The 17,039-nt window shown below is 30.4% G+C and carries 21 protein-coding genes; all 21 read left to right on the top strand.

Annotated elements, in window-relative coordinates:
* The first annotated feature begins 12 nt into the window (after nucleotides 1-12).
* The 21 genes from ACQY1Q_RS07280 to ACQY1Q_RS07180 all read left to right on the top strand — a co-directional run bounded on the left by ACQY1Q_RS07280 (nucleotide 13) and on the right by ACQY1Q_RS07180 (nucleotide 16,979).
* Nucleotides 13-2,682 carry a zincin-like metallopeptidase toxin domain-containing protein gene (locus ACQY1Q_RS07280; protein ID WP_431004640.1) on the top strand — a complete coding sequence of 890 codons (2,670 nt, stop codon included), beginning with the start codon at nucleotides 13-15 and terminating at the stop codon, nucleotides 2,680-2,682.
* Between the two features lie 4 nt (nucleotides 2,683-2,686).
* On the top strand, nucleotides 2,687-2,998 hold the full coding sequence (locus tag ACQY1Q_RS07275; RefSeq protein WP_431004639.1) for a hypothetical protein: 312 nt from the start codon (nucleotides 2,687-2,689) through the stop codon (nucleotides 2,996-2,998).
* A 393-nt stretch (nucleotides 2,999-3,391) separates the two neighbouring features.
* Complete coding sequence (locus tag ACQY1Q_RS07270) at nucleotides 3,392-3,541, top strand: hypothetical protein (RefSeq protein ID WP_431004638.1); 150 nt, start codon at nucleotides 3,392-3,394, stop codon at nucleotides 3,539-3,541.
* A 53-nt stretch (nucleotides 3,542-3,594) separates the two neighbouring features.
* Nucleotides 3,595-3,999: a hypothetical protein gene (locus tag ACQY1Q_RS07265; protein ID WP_431004637.1), complete on the top strand. Its 405-nt coding sequence runs from the start codon at nucleotides 3,595-3,597 to the stop codon at nucleotides 3,997-3,999.
* A gap of 152 nt (nucleotides 4,000-4,151) precedes the next feature.
* Nucleotides 4,152-4,520, top strand: a complete 369-nt coding sequence (locus tag ACQY1Q_RS07260; protein WP_431004636.1) for a hypothetical protein — start codon at nucleotides 4,152-4,154, stop codon at nucleotides 4,518-4,520.
* A gap of 82 nt (nucleotides 4,521-4,602) precedes the next feature.
* Entirely contained in the window at nucleotides 4,603-5,454 is an 852-nt protein-coding gene (locus ACQY1Q_RS07255; RefSeq protein ID WP_431004635.1) for a hypothetical protein, read from the top strand.
* Between the two features lie 17 nt (nucleotides 5,455-5,471).
* Nucleotides 5,472-5,921 (top strand): hypothetical protein, encoded by a 450-nt coding sequence (locus ACQY1Q_RS07250; protein ID WP_431004634.1) that lies wholly within the window; start codon nucleotides 5,472-5,474, stop codon nucleotides 5,919-5,921.
* Nucleotides 5,922-6,703: 782 nt separating this feature from the next.
* Nucleotides 6,704-7,135 (top strand): TIGR02594 family protein, encoded by a 432-nt coding sequence (locus ACQY1Q_RS07245; RefSeq protein WP_431004633.1) that lies wholly within the window; start codon nucleotides 6,704-6,706, stop codon nucleotides 7,133-7,135.
* Nucleotides 7,128-7,556 (top strand): phage holin family protein, encoded by a 429-nt coding sequence (locus ACQY1Q_RS07240; protein WP_431004632.1) that lies wholly within the window; start codon nucleotides 7,128-7,130, stop codon nucleotides 7,554-7,556. The genes ACQY1Q_RS07245 and ACQY1Q_RS07240 overlap by 8 nt, the downstream gene beginning before the upstream one ends.
* Nucleotides 7,557-7,620: 64 nt before the next feature.
* Nucleotides 7,621-8,454, top strand: a complete 834-nt coding sequence (locus ACQY1Q_RS07235) for a hypothetical protein (protein WP_431004631.1) — start codon at nucleotides 7,621-7,623, stop codon at nucleotides 8,452-8,454.
* Nucleotides 8,455-8,543: 89 nt separating this feature from the next.
* The gene (locus ACQY1Q_RS07230; RefSeq protein WP_431004630.1) at nucleotides 8,544-9,125 is read left to right on the top strand and encodes a hypothetical protein; all 582 of its coding nucleotides are present in this window, start codon (nucleotides 8,544-8,546) and stop codon (nucleotides 9,123-9,125) included.
* A gap of 126 nt (nucleotides 9,126-9,251) precedes the next feature.
* Nucleotides 9,252-10,076: a hypothetical protein gene (locus ACQY1Q_RS07225; RefSeq protein ID WP_431004629.1), complete on the top strand. Its 825-nt coding sequence runs from the start codon at nucleotides 9,252-9,254 to the stop codon at nucleotides 10,074-10,076.
* 179 nt (nucleotides 10,077-10,255) lie between these two features.
* Nucleotides 10,256-10,855, top strand: coding sequence for a hypothetical protein (locus tag ACQY1Q_RS07220; protein WP_431004628.1), 600 nt, complete (start codon nucleotides 10,256-10,258; stop codon nucleotides 10,853-10,855).
* Nucleotides 10,856-10,867: 12 nt separating this feature from the next.
* On the top strand, nucleotides 10,868-13,462 hold the full coding sequence (locus ACQY1Q_RS07215) for a zincin-like metallopeptidase toxin domain-containing protein (RefSeq protein WP_431004627.1): 2,595 nt from the start codon (nucleotides 10,868-10,870) through the stop codon (nucleotides 13,460-13,462).
* The gene (locus ACQY1Q_RS07210) at nucleotides 13,459-13,770 is read left to right on the top strand and encodes a hypothetical protein (protein ID WP_431004626.1); all 312 of its coding nucleotides are present in this window, start codon (nucleotides 13,459-13,461) and stop codon (nucleotides 13,768-13,770) included. The genes ACQY1Q_RS07215 and ACQY1Q_RS07210 overlap by 4 nt, the downstream gene beginning before the upstream one ends.
* Nucleotides 13,771-14,130: 360 nt before the next feature.
* Nucleotides 14,131-14,349 carry a hypothetical protein gene (locus tag ACQY1Q_RS07205; protein ID WP_431004625.1) on the top strand — a complete coding sequence of 73 codons (219 nt, stop codon included), beginning with the start codon at nucleotides 14,131-14,133 and terminating at the stop codon, nucleotides 14,347-14,349.
* 1 nt (nucleotide 14,350) lies between these two features.
* A complete protein-coding gene (locus ACQY1Q_RS07200) occupies nucleotides 14,351-14,824 on the top strand; it encodes an SMI1/KNR4 family protein (RefSeq protein ID WP_431004624.1) in 474 nt (157 codons plus the stop codon).
* Between the two features lie 154 nt (nucleotides 14,825-14,978).
* Nucleotides 14,979-15,140: a hypothetical protein gene (locus tag ACQY1Q_RS07195; protein WP_431004623.1), complete on the top strand. Its 162-nt coding sequence runs from the start codon at nucleotides 14,979-14,981 to the stop codon at nucleotides 15,138-15,140.
* Nucleotides 15,137-15,562 (top strand): hypothetical protein, encoded by a 426-nt coding sequence (locus ACQY1Q_RS07190; protein ID WP_431004622.1) that lies wholly within the window; start codon nucleotides 15,137-15,139, stop codon nucleotides 15,560-15,562. The genes ACQY1Q_RS07195 and ACQY1Q_RS07190 overlap by 4 nt, the downstream gene beginning before the upstream one ends.
* Nucleotides 15,563-15,681: 119 nt before the next feature.
* Nucleotides 15,682-16,005 carry a hypothetical protein gene (locus ACQY1Q_RS07185; RefSeq protein ID WP_431004621.1) on the top strand — a complete coding sequence of 108 codons (324 nt, stop codon included), beginning with the start codon at nucleotides 15,682-15,684 and terminating at the stop codon, nucleotides 16,003-16,005.
* Nucleotides 16,006-16,139: 134 nt separating this feature from the next.
* Nucleotides 16,140-16,979 carry a helix-turn-helix domain-containing protein gene (locus ACQY1Q_RS07180; RefSeq protein WP_431004620.1) on the top strand — a complete coding sequence of 280 codons (840 nt, stop codon included), beginning with the start codon at nucleotides 16,140-16,142 and terminating at the stop codon, nucleotides 16,977-16,979.
* The last annotated feature ends 60 nt before the right edge of the window (nucleotides 16,980-17,039 follow it).

Below are 17,039 nucleotides of genomic sequence, written 5' to 3'. Positions count from 1 at the left end.
AAACAGAAAAGTATGAGTGATTTAAGAACATTAATAGAATATTTAAACCCTAAGAAACAAGGAGGTTCCGGTTCAGGAGGTTATGAATATCACTATATAAGAATAGATGAAGAATTTTTAATTGAAAATCAAGACATTAACTCTGATAAAGTTCATAGAGTTATTGAGTATAAAATAGAATCACCGCTTAGTAGTCAATTTACAAAAATTTCTATTGCGTCAAATTTAGTTGTGGTTTTAAATTCCGGAGAATTAAAGTACTACTTGCAAAAAGTCATTGAAGGAAAAACCAAGTACTTAAGTTTTTATAATTTAAGAATAGGAAATACAGAAGATCATTTTTTTGAGGAACTTACTAATGTTAGTGTAGTACCAATTATTGAAAGTGATAGCTTTTATTATCATAAACACCAGGATGCTATTTATATACAAAATATTCGCTTGGCAGATGCAGTTGTTAACTTTAGGAGAAGCTTGTATTACGACCCAAAACAGTTAGGAGGATTAAAAAACGGAACGTATTACCTTGAATATAAAGATTCAAAAGGATATTCAGGTAGTTTTATAGAATCTGTAATGGGTGATGTAGTTAGAGAGATTGACTTTGTATCAAATATGAGTAAAAGGGAGGTTTCGATTGAGTTAAATCCTAAAAAAGGAAATTTAAAATGGTATCCTGATAAAGTAATTAATCAAAATAATCAAGTAACACTTTTTTATGATTATCACCCAACGGAAAATGACGATTTCGAGGTTGATCCTTTAAAAGAAGATTTTGGTATAAAACTTACTTTTAAAGATATAGAAGGGTTTTTAGGTTTTATGGTTATTACCTACTTTAATAACGGAGTGTCTATTTTAAACACTACCCAAGGCACTAATAAATATAACTTTTGTAAAAAGTATATTGATATCATTTATCTTTTGCTAAACAGAAGCGAAAACAACGCTCAAAAGGCATTGTCGTATTTGTATTATGTTCCTTTAGAAGTTTTTGAAAAAGAAATTAATAAATACCGAAATCCAAAGAATAACGAAACAGCTGTTTTAGGAGCAAATTATTTATGGAAGGTAATAGGTGTTGCTTTAGAAGGATTGCTAACCAATTTTGGCGTGAATAATGAAGATATTGTTTTAAAGTTATTACATGCTGTTAAAATTACGCAAAACGATGCTGAGTATCAAAGTAAGGAGAAAAATGATGAAATTTTAAATACGTTACTTACACGTAAAACAAGTGCTAAAAACAGCTACTTGTTAACACTGTATGCTTTACTAAATACCAATTCCTTTGTAAAATTCAACACTTACATTTATCTGCTATGGAGAACTAGTAGCTTTACCAATCCACATAATAAAGTTTTTAGTAAAACTTCTCAGTTGGTAAATACAAATAGTAAAAACACACCGCAATTAGTATTGCCATACAAAACAAAAGAGCTTATTGGTTTTTATAGCAGTAATATGAATATAGAGTTTACCAACCAAGAAACTATTGTGGTGACACCTAACGAAAGTGCCATAACTAATGTGCTTAAGGTTATTACCCCGGATTTGGGTGAGATTATAGAAAATATTGTTGAAGATGACTGGAAAGCTGAATACCATCCTTTACAACCGGTGTTTGTTGCAGATGCCTCCAAAGATAAAGCAATAGAAGTACAGCGGCTATCTCCTATGTTACTGTTAAAAGCTAATGAAGATAAAAGTTTTTGGATTAATATGGCTACCGCCACAGAATATGGTGTTGATGCAATTACTACTTTGTCCGGTATTGGAAATTTGGCAAAATTCAGGCATTTAGCCCGAATCGTAAAAACGGCACAAGCCTTAAATAAAGGAAAAGAGTTTATTCGTACATTTACTGTATTTAAATTTGTACAAGGCGCAATAGCAGGTGCAGAAATAACCGTTGGTACAGTAAATGCGCTTTTAAAAATAACCGGGATAAAAAATACCAAATTAGGTAGAGCCATTAGTGAGTTTTTATTTTGGTTAGAATTGGCTTCGTTGTCAGGAGAAATTGGAGCAGCTATTACTAAAGGCTTGCAAAAAAGTGCAAAAACCATCATAGATAATGTTGATGATTTTGAAAAGTCTTTGGATGATTTGGTAAGGAAAGGAGAGGTTAAAGAAACAGGGAAAGCTAAAGTAATTGATGAAGTATACGAAGTTGTAGAAGCTGAAAGAAAACTGATAAATGAATGGGATAACGGTAAATTATTGAGTAAAAGAGTTCTAAGAAAGAGAGTTCGTGGTTTATTGCAAGAATATAAAAATTTTAAATTGCAAATTAATTTTGTAGATGAAACAACCGATCCTTTAAGAATGAAAGATTGGAATGCTCGAAATGTTTTAGGGAGTTTTAGACCAGGACCGCCACCCAAGTTGTTTTTTAGAAAACAAATAACAGAGCTTACATGGCAACATGAAATTTGGCACTTAGAAGACCTGAAGAAAATGGGAAGTAAGAAGTTTTATAATACTCCAAACTGGAAAAAGGAAGAGTTGGTATGGGAACGCATATGGAAAACAAAAGATAAATGGACAGAGGAAGAGTTAGTTGATTCTTACGTATATTACAAGAAATCCTGTCGTGCACAAATGGAAGAAGCTAAAAGGGTTGGTGATTTAGAAGAATTATTACAAAAACGGTATTATGTTGAACGATATAAGAGATAAAATTATGAAATCAGTTTTAACAAAAGAACAAGCTATTAAAATAGCAAAGAAAGCTTTAAAAGATATTGGTCATTGGGAAAGCTTTAAAATAGAAGCAGGAAGTTTTTGGGTAAAAGACCCACCATATAATTACAATTTTTGGCAAGTTAATTTTAAATTTGATGAAAACGACCCGTTTAATGGGAAAGAAGTACCAACATTAATTGTAAATGACGAAGAAGGATTAGTAACCTTTGTTTCGTGGAGTAAAACGGATTTTCTTTTGCACTATGATAATGAAGAGGATAAATATTATCATCCTACACTAAGTAGATGATAATTTGTACTTATCGTTATATATTTGTTTTTGTTGTCTGTTAGAAATAAGTTAAAAAACCTCCGTTTATAACGGAGGTTTTGATTTTCAGATTAACCCCAAAGGAGGTGCTAGATTTAATAATGATGCTTTTGATATTTTATAAATAGTTTTATTATACTAGACGAAGCTGATTATCAAAAAGACCAAGAGGTAAAGATTGAAGACCTTAAAAATGTTTTAGCAGCACAAGTTGAAGAGAGAATTTATATCAAAAATGGAACTACATTAGATAAAGCTTTTGGAGAAATAATACATGAAGGTAAACATGCACTTGATTATAAAAAAGGGTTGTTTAAAGATGTAAAGTTGTTGCGAGAAGAATCTAAACAGATTATTCATGACAAAATCTCTATGGAAGGATTTGTAGAAATAATGTCAGACAACCAAGTAATAGAGTTAAGAGCACGAATAGCTGAACGAGAGTTTCAAATAGCGGCCAAACAGCCATTAGACTTTCAATCTGCATCGGAGATGATAAGTTTTGTTTTTGAAAAATATTAACCATTAAAAACTAAGAAATTATTAAACCAGTTATTAAAAAAATATTATTAGAAATGATGTCATATAGTAATATAAGGGAGTTTACAGAGGACGACATTTATATTAAAAAAGCCCATGAGAAATTAGGAGGTGATATTATAATTACCAGAGCCAAAAATTTACTGTTAAACTTTTTAGATTCTAGGTATCATCGTTTTGAGTTTTCCAATTTAGAAAAATTAGAAATACATGAAGAACACATGAGTTATACTACATTCAAGGAAGTTTATGAAGAGTATAAATTATTATTTGAGCATTTACCCGAAATAAAAGAGATTTATGTATTAAAAGAAAAACACATAGAATTTAATCCATCATTAAATAAAAATGATATACAAGAATTGTATCAATTTGTAGAAGAAAATTATGTTATAAATCCTCTCAATATGTCGCGTTATATAAGACCTCAAAAAAATTGATTATTGAGATATTTATGTTGTTCTTGAATGATATGTTTTTATAAAAAACTATATTTTAAGATTTAAAATGTAAAATGTAACTAGTTAGTCCAAAATAGAATGTATTTTAAATTGAATTGATGTAAAAAAGAGAAAATTAAAAGAATAATATTATGGATTATAAAAATAAAATAGAAGAGGTGGAAAATGAAGTGCGTCAAATGATGGAAAATAGAAAAAAGTGGTCTCTTGAAAAGAAAGAAGAAATAGAAGCCAAAGAACAAGAAATCACCAGAAGGGTTAAAGAGAAGTTGGATGAAAATAATATACGAGTAACTAGCATTTTTTCTTATCTTTATGAAGACCATCTTTTAAGAGATGGAGTAACAAAGAAAACGGTTTTAATTACTAGTATAAGAGAGCCTAAATTTGGTAAAAAGCAAACTGTTATTTCGAGCTTAGAAATTTTAGAAATGCTTTATGTACAAACAGAGGTTACTCGTTTTATGGATATAGATGATTATTTCAAGAAGATAGAGTAGTTTTTAAGAGGTAGTCTCTAAAATACAGATAAAAAGTCACTAGGTAACTAGTGGCTTTTTATTTTGGTTAGAATTGGCTTCGTTGTCAGGAGAAATTGGAGCAGCTATTACTAAAGGCTTGCAAAAAAGTGCAAAAACGATTGTAGAAAATAAATCCGATTTCAATAAACTTTTAGATAAATCTGTGGATGATCCGGAGAGTCTTTTATCTTTAAATGGGAAGTATAAGATCTTGGGAGAAATAGAAGATATTGCAGGGCTAGAATTGGAAAAAACATTAAAAAGTTATATTGATTTTAGACCTAAATTTATTCATAATGTAAGTGAAACCACAAGGTTATGGAGAGCCAAATCGTTAATTCCGATTACAAAAGATGAAATAGTAGAATTATTTGTAAAGCATTTAGACGATTATCCAGGGTTAGTAAAGGGTCATAATCAAGCTGATTTTAGTATTAAATTTTACAAAAATGGAAAACAATTTGATGAAGCTGCCGAGTTTTCTTTGTCTGGAAGGAAAGAGGATATTTTGGATAGATTCGGAACCCCTCCTGTATTGCCTTCAAATACTATTGATGTATTTAAGAACTATGATGAATTTATTACATTTGTTACGGGAGCCTATGATTTAACAGGACGTGCTAGGAAGTATGATAGTGAGATAAAATTTGTGTATAATTTTTTAAAAAATCATGTACACAAAGCTGACGAATTTGTTATAGAAACCAGTAATATATTTGCCACTTGTTCTAGTTGTTCTCGTGAATTTGTAATGTTAGAAGAATATTTGAAATCTATAGGAAAAAAAGTGCAATTTATCATAAAATCAGATGAGTCTGTGAAAGGGTTTGCAGACCTTATAAGGACTTACCCTGAAATAAAAACAGCAAAAAAGAAGTACGAAAAAGTGTTTAAGCAACAACAAAATAAATAATAATGGAATTAAAATATATGCAACAATTAAGGGATACTCCAAATTTAAGTAATCGGATACCCTTGAAAGGTCTTGAAATTGATACGATAGTTAAAATTAGAGGGCTGTTTAATGAAGGAAAAGAGTTTCCGTTAGCATTCGAAGAATATTTAAGCGTTGGCGGTGAAAGCGAGGCAACGGGAATGGTTTTTGAGTGGGATGATTTCGAAGAACTCAGAGAGGATTGTGAAGAATCGTTAGAATATACAGGTTATAAAATGGATAGACCTTATTTTGTGTTTGATCAATTAGATAGTCAGTATAGTATATTCTTTTTAGATGAAGACAAAGAAGACCCCGATATATATATATTGGATGCATACGCTAAAAAGGAAGAAAATTGGCCTTTGTATAGAGATGTTAAATACACTTTTAGTAAAATGATTAATGATGCCATTTATAGAAGGTTAAATAACATCCCGTTGTAAAAAGCAATGATTAAAGATTTTTAAACTAAAAGTCACTAGGTATCTAGTGGCTTTTTATTCTTTATAGGATAAATACCTCAAGGTTAACCTCGTTTGTAAATGTTTTTAGTTTGGAAACGTATTCCTAGTTGAATGTTCCGTGGGTTTGTCCAGGAGAAATTTATTTTGGCTAGAATTAACTACTTTATTGGAAGAAATTGGCTTAGCTATCATAGATAATGTTGATGATTTAGAAAAGTCTTTGGATGATTTGGTGAAGAAGGGGGTATTGATAATAATGTAAGAAGAAATACTCTTGAAGAGCTTTTTAAAGTTTCTGTAAAATGAAGAATATGGTTTGTTAACGGATGATAGACCAACAAATCGTCCCTGGGAACAAAAATAGTCATGGAAAACTCGTTAAAAAAGTACCGTAACCACTTGTATTGCTAGGGAGTTTTTAAAAATACCGAAAAATTTACGTTATTAAAATTAGCTAGAATTACCTTTAAAAGTTGTCTAAAATATTTTTAGGCAACTTTTTTGTGTTAGTACAGAATATATAAGCTGATTTATAGTTAATTAAAACATTTTACAATATTTTATGTAAAATGTTTTGTTTTTATATGTAAAATGTTGTATATTTGTCTTGCTTTTCTAACAGTTCATTGAATTATTAACCTTTTTTATGTTACGCAGAAACTAAAAAGTTAGATTAAACCCCTTTCAGGTGAAGAAAAATAGAAAAAAGAATCAGAAACTTACCGGTTTTTATCTGCTAACGCTTAAAATCAAACATTTGTATGAATAGTTTAATATCAGTAGCGTTATCGCAATATGGAGTAAAAGAAGTACAAGGCTCTAAAGATCATCCGCAAATTGTAAATTATTTTACATCATTAGGCTTTGACGCTTCAAAATTTAAAGATGAAACCGCTTGGTGTAGTGCTTTTGCCAATTGGGTAGCACAGCAAGCAGGATATGAAAAATCAAACCAATTAACCGCAAGAAGCTGGTTAAAGGTAGGAACCTCTACGGTAAATCCGCAACAAGGAGATATTGTAGTTTTATGGAGAGAATCACCGGATAGCTGGAAAGGACATGTTGGATTTTTAATTAAAGAGTCTAAACGTTATGTATATCTATTAGGTGGTAACCAAGGAAATAGCGTAAGTATAAAAGCGTATCCTAAAAACAGAGTATTAGATTACAGAAAATTAAGTAAAAATGGATAAGTTAACACATTTCATTTTTTGGATGTTAGCATTGCTATCACCCTTAAATGGAGTGTTAACCACCATGATGTTTTTAATTGTGGTAGATTTTATAACAGGAGCATACGCTTCCGTTAAGTTGCAAATACCTATAAAAAGTGAAAAAATTGCCCATACCATTTCAAAATTTTTTATTTATAATTTGGTCATTATTTCAGCCTATTTTTTAGAAAAACATATCGTAAATGAAGTGCCTTTTTTAAAAATAATAGCAGGCTTTATAGCAATAACAGAAATAAAATCAATATTAGAAAATTACAATAAAATTTATGGGGTTAATCCATTTAAAGCATTGTACAAGCTGTTAAATCAAAGCGGGTTTAAAGACACCGTAGAAAAAATAACAGAAGAACAAAAAAAGAGTAAAAAAGAAGAAGTTTAGTTGCTAACATTAGTTTTTAGCGCCTCTTTTTTATCAAAACAATTTATTTAAACAGATAAAAAAGATGAAACAAAATAAAGAAACCTTAAAACAATTTTTTGAAACAGGCGATAAGCCTACCCAACAACAATATACCGATTTAATAGATAGTTATATTGATAGTAAACAAGAAGCAGGAGAAGCCAACCGTCGATTTGTGATTGATGAAACAGGAGAAGTAAGTGTTGCTTCAGAACAATCAATACCGGAATATACCTTATCACCTATTTTCGGAACCAATACGGTTGATTTACTAAAAGACGGTGTGAGTGTGTCACAAATTGATTTAACACCTTATCTGGATAATACCAATTTAGCACGTTTGGTAAGTGGTACAGTTGATGGTAATGGATTGGCAACCTTTACCAGAGATGATAATTCTACCTTTACGGTGGATTTTAGTGGTTTTTTAGGAGGAAATAATACATTAAATTCAGGGGAAGGAACTTTTATTTCAACGTTATCTTCTATAAATGGAATAAGTTATACAGGAACAATGGAAGGAAATTATAATTACATTGGAAATAGAGTAGACTTTACGATTAAACTAGATAATATATCGGGAGGCTTTAACGATTCTGATCAAGATGTAAAAATAAATATACCGATAGGTGTTAGTCAGCCAATTAATGGCTTATATGTTGGAGATGTTGAAAAAAGTAAAATAATTATTGAGGAGTTTTCTGGTTGGAATACTAATTTTTATTCTGCAAATGCTTATATGACAAGTGTAGGGGCATTGGTGATTTTTATTCGTTTAAAAACAAGTTTAAATGATGTTTTTTATGATAAAAATTTAAAAGGGATTCCGGTAACAAATGCAAAGATGACCCTAAAAGGAAGCTTTTATTTAGCTTAAATAAAAAAAGAAAAAGTTTAGTCTCTAACAAATACAGTTTTTAGTGGCTCTTTTTTATCAAAAATTAGTAACGATAAAAAAGAATAAAAATGAAACAAAATAAAGAAACCTTAAAACAATTTTTTGAAACAGGCGATAAACCTACCCAACAACAATATGCCGATTTAATCGATAGTTATATTGATAGCAAACAAGAAGCAGGAGAAGCCAACCGTCGATTTGTGATTGATGAAACCGGAGAAGTAAGTGTTATTTCTGAACAGCAAGTACCAACCTATCAAGCAGGTATCAATATAGCTATTGACAAGACTGATCCAACTAAGCCAGTTATTAGCGCTTTAGGAGGTGGGGGAGAGTCTAGGTTAACAAAAGAAGTTTTATGGACAATGAGTGATTTTGACACATTCAGTGGAGGAAATATGGAAAAAACTCACAACTTGAACATGAGATACATTGTAAAGGCTGAGTGGCTGAAAGCCGATCGTGGTCAAGGAAATGGGACAAATGCTCGAGTAGATATTTATACAGAAACCATGAAGTATGCTGGATATGCAACATTTGGTCATGTTGACTTTGCAGCTTATGTAATGGAGTTTGGTCCAAATGATGCGATTTATATTGAGTATATTGAAGGTGCTGATTTAGGTAGCGGTGGAGTCAACCCTTCCTAAAGGATAAGGAAATAAAAGGAAGCTTTTATTTAGCTTAAATAAAAAAGAAAAAGTCTAGCCTCTAGCAAATACAGTTTTTAGTGGCTCTTTTTTATCAAAAAATAGTAACGATAAAAAAGAACAAAAATGAAACAAAACAAAGAAACCTTAAAACAATTTTTTGAAACAGGTGATAAACCTACTCAACAACAATATGCCGATTTAATAGATAGTTATATTGATAGTAAACAAGAAACTGGAGAAGCTAATCGTCGATTTGTAATTGACGAAACAGGAGAAGTAAGTGTTGCTTCTGAATTAACTATTCTACAGTCAGATTGGAATCAAATAGATAATACGCAACCAGATTTTATTAAGAATAAACCAGATTTGACAAATATAGGGTTGCAAGATTTACAGGAAGTTACAAACCAGGGTAATAGTACATCAAATGATGTTGTTTTGCGTAAAGTAGGAAATAACTCTACTCAAGAAATTTTATTTGATACGGATGGTGATGATTTTTCAATAAGGCAAACAACTATTGAAGGCTCAAGACAAAATGATACAATAATTGAGTTTTTATATAATAATTCCCCATGGTTTATATTTGATAATACAGGTCCTTATTTTAAGACTCGATTAAGAATTGAATCGGTACAACATCAGTTGTCTTTAAAAAATATAATTACAGGAAATAGTGTAAATGTATCAGTTACAGATGTGTTAACAAGTAATAGGGAAGTAGATTTTCAAGATAAAAGTGGAACGCTAGCCTTATTAGATGATATAAAAGCTAAAACAATAAATACTTCTGTTCCTCAAACAAGTGAATCTTTAAATACTTCGTTTCCTTTGATTGATAATCCTGTAGGAACACAAGTAATAAATGAAGATAGTGTAGAAAGATATATTTATATGAGAGTGTCAGATACTGCATGGAGAAGAAGTGAATTGCTAACAGACATTTAAAAAAGTAAAAGAAAAAACTTTAGCTGCTAAGAATCGCGTTTCGCAGCTCTTTTAAAGCATAGTGTTTTTTGTCATTTCAACGAGCAATGAGAGGCAACTCTCATTTATAAATGAGGTCAAACAATCTAACTCGATTTTTGAGCTGACAAACATTTTTCTAAACACTAAAACAAAACATCATGAATTTTTTTAAAAACAAAACCGAAAGAGTTCTTTTGGGTGTTATTATCGTATTATTATTTATGAATCTTTTTAAAAAAAGATCGGTAAAAGAAGATTCACAACAACCTAAAATAACAATTGTAAGAGATACTGTTTGGCAAACAAAAATAGACACGTTTAATATACAAACAGTAAAGTATCAAAAAGTATATGTACATAAAAATGATGTAAAAGAAATAATAAGAGATACTGTTTTATTAAAAGACACTACCCATTTTAAGGCAGCAAAAATATACAGAGATACTTTAAGTAATAACGATTTAGAGTTATATAGTTATCATTTGGTACAAGGAAAATTACTTGACAGTCAGCTGTCGTATAAACTTAAAGTACCAAAGACAATTACCGTTACCAAAACCATTGAACATCCTAAAACCTACAGAAGCGGATTATACCTTTTCACAGAAGTAGGCGGAAATCCCCAAACATTTAACAATCTAAGTGTTGGCTTACAGTACAACCGAAAAGGAAAATGGTTTGCCAGTTATCGTGTCAATTTAAACTCACTAAATCAACCAACACACAATATAGGAGTTGGTTACCGATTGTTTAAATAGAAAAGAAAAAGAATGAATAAAATAATAACGATGGATGATCTCATCGATTACTTAAAAATCCCGGATTTTACCCAAAAAGTAGATCAAGAGATCATAACAATAAAAATAACACAAGAGCAAGATTTTCAAGAGGAAACAATGCTTTTGAAGGATTTCCCAAGAGAGAATAAAGAGGTAAGTATTTCCCAAAGATTCTTTATGGATGCTAATAATATAGGCTATTATAAACAGGTACTACTTGGCGATGTTTATTATAAAAATATTTCTTATGATACAGATGAAAGAGTCTTTACAGATGCCGACTTTCAAGAGCCATTGGTAGAGGTAACCATTCCCGAGAAAATCTATAATGGAGGATTTCAATTTTTTATCAATCCGAATAATCAATTAGTTGGATTGGTTGAGATTGTACATGCCTATAATTCAAAAGATTATATCAGTTTTAATCCAGGAGATTTCTCTCTTTTCAATGAAAACACGTATCACTACACCAATGTGTATGGGGTAAAAGTAAATGAAAATTTAGGAATATCTGTAGCTTCTTTAAGCGCATCGGTACATCGTTTTCCTATTTTATCAAAACTATTAGGAGATTCTAACCCCTATCAATTGTCGTATTACTATAAAAAAGATGCGAATAAAATGCTGCCCTCTTTTTTGTTAGATGAAGACGAAATTCCAATGATAGCTTTAAGAATCAGTTTCAAAACCTTATCAGGTGTGCTAAGTTTTTTAAAAGAAACTATTTTTAACTATTACAATGAGGTAAACGACTTTCGTTCTAAATGGCGACATCGTTTCTTGGAACGTTTAGGGTATCATATAACACCGGTAGCCAATAAATCAAGTTTAAATGATAAAAAAGCACTTATTTATCAAATACCTGAAGCCCTATATCACGTGTTTTATAACAATAGTTCCTTATGGGCGGTTGTACAAACATTGGCAAGCGGAAATATTACGAATGTTTTAGGAACCAATGAAGAAGATTTATTGCTAAAACTATTAAAAATTCTATATCATAGATATACCCATAAGTATAACAATAAACAAGATGTAGGAAGGAAGGTAGTTGAAGAAAAAGAGCTGGTTTATGTAAGAGAGCAGAATGATACATACTTAAAAAAGTTACTTACCATTAAAACAGATAATAATACACTTTTGCAAAAACTGGTTAATGGCTTGGATGGAGAGCAGTTTCAAACCTATATATATTTCATTTGGAGTATATGGAAAAACAGCTCGTATGCAAATATCAATCCGGAAACCAATAAACTTATAGAGATTACAGATGAAAGTCCTGTCATTTTAGCTTATAAGTCTAATAAAGTTCTTGGTTTTCATTCAGACAATGCAACTATCAATTGGGAAACCGAAAAAGCAAAAATCGAATTCAAAGTCCGAGTTAAGGTAGGAACAAAAGAAGAACCTGAAATAATTAATGTGGGTTATGGAGAAGAAAAGTCAAGACTTATAGAGGCTAGTCGTGATATTTATGAAACTTTTACATACAATTACCATCCTTTTTCTCCTATTGTGGTGTTAAATAGTGAAACACCTAGTTTTATCTTAAAAGAACAAGGCCAAGAAGAAGGTTCATTATATACAAAGCTACCGGCATTTTTATTATATGCCAATGGGCAAACAGCTTTTTGGAAAAATGTGTTTACCGGAGTAGAATATGCGTTAGACATACTTTCTACAGTGTCTGGTGTTGGTAACCTACTCAAAGTTGGTCGTTTAGTTAGAATCTTGAATAGAAGTAAAACCTTACTTGGTAAAACCAAACACTTAACATTGGCTATCACTGCTGTAAAAGCAGTAACAGGGGTTGTTGAAGTTAGTACAGGTACCGTAAATACGCTATTAAAACTTACTAATGTTAATGATACTGAGCTAGGAAAAAATATTTCTAAATATTTATTTTACTTAGAAATGGCATGTTTAGCGGGTGAAGTTTCGGTGTTTTTAAAAGGAAAACTTTCTAAAACAGCTAAAGAAATTATAGAAAACCCTAAATTCACAAAGTCATTAGATGATTTGGTAAAGAAAGGGGAACTAGATGAGTTAGGTAAAAAAGATATCTTTAATGAAATAGAAGAAGCAAGTTTAATGGCTCGTCCGAGGGAAATTGGTAAATTGGGCGGAAAAGTGTTAAGAGCTTCTCAAATAAGAAAACTAAGAGGAGATTTAAGAAAAAAGGGAGTTTTGTTAATTTTGGAAGAAGATTTGAAAATTAAAAAAATAACCAATCAATTTAAACCAATATTACTAAATGGAGTAAAGTTTGAAAAAGCACAAGATTTATTTTATTTTATGAAAGTTAAAGGTTTTGCGGGTGCTTTTGATGCAAGAACAAAACAAATGGTTTTGGGTGAAAAATCCACTGAATTGGTTGCTTTTCATGAAAAAGCTCATTTAAAGCATTTTGAAGAACTAGGAGAAGCGTATCATCCCTTAAAAACATGGGAAAAAGAAACCTATGTTTGGGAGCAAATTTGGTCAAGAAGAAGAGATTGGACGAAAGAAGAGTTAGAACTTAGTTTAAATTATGCAAACAGGGAAAGAAAAAAAGCAGGTATAGATTTAATAAAAATAAAATTATGAAACATTCAGAAGAGCAAATTATAAAAAAAGCGAAACAGATTATAAAAGACTTGGACGGGCAATTCTATTTTGAAGATTGCACGGATGGAGCGTTATTTGAAGAAAATGAAAAGATTGGATATGGTAAGTTGAAAGATGAAATACTACCATGTTGGACTGTTTTTGTCAAAACTATTTTTGATAACTCAGATCATTTATTTATTTCAGATGAAACCGGAGAACCTTTATACTATCATAATTTCAACATGATTTTATTTGAAGTAGCAAAAGATAAAGAAGGGAAATATTATAAAATAGAATCAATATAAATGAGTTCTTATACGACTGCTTAGAATAAAAGGAGTGAACTTGTTGTTTGTGTAGATAATAGCAATTAAATAACTAAAAGTCCTGATAGCACGGATTTGTAATCCGTTCCGAGTATAAGTAAATTACAAGAATTACATGAAAATAAAGCTACCTTACATTAAATTGTGAGGTAGTTTTTTAATTATAGTTCTTAAAGTGTTTTAACATAAAAGTACACTGATAATATGAATTTGTAAATCCGAGCTATCGGATCCAAAGAGTTAAAACAATATTTTAAAGCAAAGTCAGCAGACACACAAATAATTAAGGGTAGATTTGGTGATACAGAGCATAAAATATTGGCTCAATTTGATGATGATATGCAAAAACTTTATATGAAATATGGAAAAGATAACGTAGAAGTTCGTAGTTTTAATTACCAATCTTTGTATGCACCTTGTAATTCCTGTAAAAAGCAAATTATGCTAAGAAATAACATATATCAGCCTAAAAATATCACTTTTGAAGCTGTTAAAGATACAAAAAATTCATATGTTGAGACTTCAAAGCAATTAGATAAATTTTTAAAAAACAATTAATATGGAACTACAATATTTACAAAAGTTAAAGGAGAATCCTACAATTTTTGAAAGAACTATTGAAGGGGTTACCGAACAAGAAATAAAGGAATATGAAGAAAAATTAGGCGTTACTTTTCCTAAGTCCTACAGAGAGTTTTTATACTTGGCAGGAGATTATTCTGGAGACTTAACGCTTTTGGAAGGAGAATCAGGAATCAAAGAATTAACCAATCCAGATTTTATAACTTTTTTTGAAGCTGATAAAAAATTAGGAGGGGTCTCTATAGAAAGACCTTATTGGGTATTTAGCACAGGTACAGATGGGTTTCTTTACTTTTACTTAGATGAAAAAAGTGAAGATCCAAAAGTGTGGATTTGTCAATGGGGTTTTGGAGAAGTAGAGATTGAGCCCTACGATGATTTTACTTTTAGCGAATACATCAACTCTGTTATAGATCATTCTAAAAAGTACTATAAAGGGTTGTATGGATAAAGTAAAGAGGCTTTCTGAAAAGTAGTTTTGAATAGCATTATTAAAATAACATTCCTTTATAACAATACTTAAAAATCCATATTCAAAAAGTGAGCATACACTTTTAAGAAGTCGTTATTTCGGTAATAGCTTTTTTATTTTTTGTTTCGCGAGGATGGGGAAGTATGTTAAAGATTTGAATATTGATGAACTAGTTGAATTTAGAGCTAGAATTTATGAAAGAGAGTTTCAAATCATAACAAAACAAGAAGTTGATTTTGAAACTTTTGAAGAAATGATTGAATTTATTAAGGATAATTATAACCGAAAAAAATGAAAGAAATAGTAAGAGAATTATTGTTAGATATGATAAATTATATATCTAACCAAAGGGATCAATTAAAATATTTAGGGAAAATTGATATTGATTCTGAGGATGATCAGTATTACCATCAAATAAGAGATCTTGTTGAATGGCTGGATTTACGAATGATGAAAATATTAAAGCTTAATCCTAAAAAGTTAAGTTTAACAAAAGAAAATTTCGTTAACCCTCAGAGGTATGTAGAAAAAATGATTTCATTGTTTAAAAAGTGTCCCGAGCTTAATGAACTCTTTAAATTGGGTGATGAGTATATTTATTTTAATTCGACTTTGTCTGAACAAGAACAAAATATGATAAGGGAATTTATGGATGAAAATCGAGAGAGAAAGGTTACTAATTTTTATATTCCTATAAAAAAGGAGGATGAAGAATAGATTGAAATAATAATAAGTTGATTAATATCTGATAACTCAGGTTTGCAATCCTGCCCGATAGCGTGTATTTGTAATAAAGATAAAATAGTTGAAATTGATTTATGTTAACGGATAAAGAGATGCTAGAAATAGCAAAAAAGTACTTAAAGAAAATAAATGGATCTAGTGAAGATGAGTTAATTATAATAGAAGATATAACTCTTGAAAAACTATATGGAAATATTTATTATTATGAATTTAAAAGGTTTATTGAAACGGGGAATAATAAATATTCTGTTGCTATTTGTGCTCCTTTTTTAGTAGAAAAAGAAATGGGTAGAGTGGTTAATTTTAGCACGTCAGGTTACTTAGAAAACCATTTAAAAGATTATGAGAATGGTACTTTTGAACCGAGTCTTAGAGGTTATTGGTATCCTGATGAAGACAGGTTTAATTATAAATAGCTAACAAAAGAATTTTTTATACTATTTTACTAGGCACTTGCCATAAGCAAGTGCCTTTTTTAACTGTGTGTAAAATATAGATTTTTGTTAGTAATAACTTATCTTACGACTAATCAGCTAAACTACCCTAAACTATGGCAATTCAAGACATTAAAACATACCAGTTTAAAAACATATTTTCATTACAACAAGTGCAATTCGAAAAAGCCTGTATTGTAAATGAACCACAACAAATTGAACAACTTAAAATAATTTGGATTAAAGAAGGTAAAGGAGTTTATACTATTGATTTTAAAACATACACATTTGAAGGTAATGTGCTGTTTTTCTTAACGCCCGGCCAGGTTTTTGCTATTGACTCTGAAAAAATTAAAGAAGCCTATCAACTAAGTTTTCATAAAGATTTTTATTGTATTCAAGCACATGATGCGGAAGTTTCCTGTAATGGTGTGTTGTTTAATAATGTATATGAAACCCCATTTGTTTCTCCATCAGAAAAAGAAACTAAAAAACTGAATTTTATTATAGACAATTTAATTGAAGAATTTGAACTGGAAGAAACAGCACAATACGATATGTTACAATCTTTATTAAAACAATTTATAGTATATGCAGTTCGTATAAAAAAAGAAAGAGATGTGTTTAAAGAAGATTCTGAAACCAAACTGTTCAAAGACTTTAGCTTGTTGGTAGAATATAACTTTAAAAAACTACACAGCGTTACCGATTATGCTAACCGATTAGGACTATCGCCAAAATCGCTAACCAAACACTTTCAAAAAATCGGAACGGAAAGCCCTAGTGATTTTATAAAAAACCGAATTATTACAGAAGCTAAAAGACAACTATTGTACTCAAACGAAGCTGTTAAACAAATTGCTTTTGATTTAGGATTTAATGATCCTGCATATTTTTCCCGTTTTTTTACTAAAGCTACCGGAATCTCGCCAAAACAATTTCAAAAACAGGTATAGCACACTTTATTGAATACTCCCCTAACAGTGGTTGAGCTTGTCGAAACCACTGCCGACCCA

The organism is Tenacibaculum sp. TC6 (assembly GCF_050606265.1).
Taxonomy (GTDB): Bacteria; Bacteroidota; Bacteroidia; order Flavobacteriales; family Flavobacteriaceae; genus Polaribacter.
This window is presented reverse-complemented; position numbering and strand designations above follow the sequence as displayed.

Bases quoted from the DNA above. Each gene is read 5' to 3' on its own strand.
- ACQY1Q_RS07280 (WP_431004640.1), top strand. From the start codon at position 13: ATGAGTGATTTAAGAACATTAATAGAATATTTAAACCCTAAGAAACAA.
- ACQY1Q_RS07275 (WP_431004639.1), top strand. From the start codon at position 2,687: ATGAAATCAGTTTTAACAAAAGAACAAGCTATTAAAATAGCAAAGAAA.
- ACQY1Q_RS07270 (WP_431004638.1), top strand. From the start codon at position 3,392: ATGGAAGGATTTGTAGAAATAATGTCAGACAACCAAGTAATAGAGTTA.
- ACQY1Q_RS07265 (WP_431004637.1), top strand. From the start codon at position 3,595: ATGATGTCATATAGTAATATAAGGGAGTTTACAGAGGACGACATTTAT.
- ACQY1Q_RS07260 (WP_431004636.1), top strand. From the start codon at position 4,152: ATGGATTATAAAAATAAAATAGAAGAGGTGGAAAATGAAGTGCGTCAA.
- ACQY1Q_RS07250 (WP_431004634.1), top strand. From the start codon at position 5,472: ATGCAACAATTAAGGGATACTCCAAATTTAAGTAATCGGATACCCTTG.
- ACQY1Q_RS07245 (WP_431004633.1), top strand. From the start codon at position 6,704: ATGAATAGTTTAATATCAGTAGCGTTATCGCAATATGGAGTAAAAGAA.
- ACQY1Q_RS07240 (WP_431004632.1), top strand. From the start codon at position 7,128: ATGGATAAGTTAACACATTTCATTTTTTGGATGTTAGCATTGCTATCA.
- ACQY1Q_RS07235 (WP_431004631.1), top strand. From the start codon at position 7,621: ATGAAACAAAATAAAGAAACCTTAAAACAATTTTTTGAAACAGGCGAT.
- ACQY1Q_RS07230 (WP_431004630.1), top strand. From the start codon at position 8,544: ATGAAACAAAATAAAGAAACCTTAAAACAATTTTTTGAAACAGGCGAT.
- ACQY1Q_RS07225 (WP_431004629.1), top strand. From the start codon at position 9,252: ATGAAACAAAACAAAGAAACCTTAAAACAATTTTTTGAAACAGGTGAT.
- ACQY1Q_RS07220 (WP_431004628.1), top strand. From the start codon at position 10,256: ATGAATTTTTTTAAAAACAAAACCGAAAGAGTTCTTTTGGGTGTTATT.
- ACQY1Q_RS07215 (WP_431004627.1), top strand. From the start codon at position 10,868: ATGAATAAAATAATAACGATGGATGATCTCATCGATTACTTAAAAATC.
- ACQY1Q_RS07210 (WP_431004626.1), top strand. From the start codon at position 13,459: ATGAAACATTCAGAAGAGCAAATTATAAAAAAAGCGAAACAGATTATA.
- ACQY1Q_RS07205 (WP_431004625.1), top strand. From the start codon at position 14,131: ATGCAAAAACTTTATATGAAATATGGAAAAGATAACGTAGAAGTTCGT.
- ACQY1Q_RS07200 (WP_431004624.1), top strand. From the start codon at position 14,351: ATGGAACTACAATATTTACAAAAGTTAAAGGAGAATCCTACAATTTTT.
- ACQY1Q_RS07195 (WP_431004623.1), top strand. From the start codon at position 14,979: ATGGGGAAGTATGTTAAAGATTTGAATATTGATGAACTAGTTGAATTT.
- ACQY1Q_RS07190 (WP_431004622.1), top strand. From the start codon at position 15,137: ATGAAAGAAATAGTAAGAGAATTATTGTTAGATATGATAAATTATATA.
- ACQY1Q_RS07185 (WP_431004621.1), top strand. From the start codon at position 15,682: ATGCTAGAAATAGCAAAAAAGTACTTAAAGAAAATAAATGGATCTAGT.
- ACQY1Q_RS07180 (WP_431004620.1), top strand. From the start codon at position 16,140: ATGGCAATTCAAGACATTAAAACATACCAGTTTAAAAACATATTTTCA.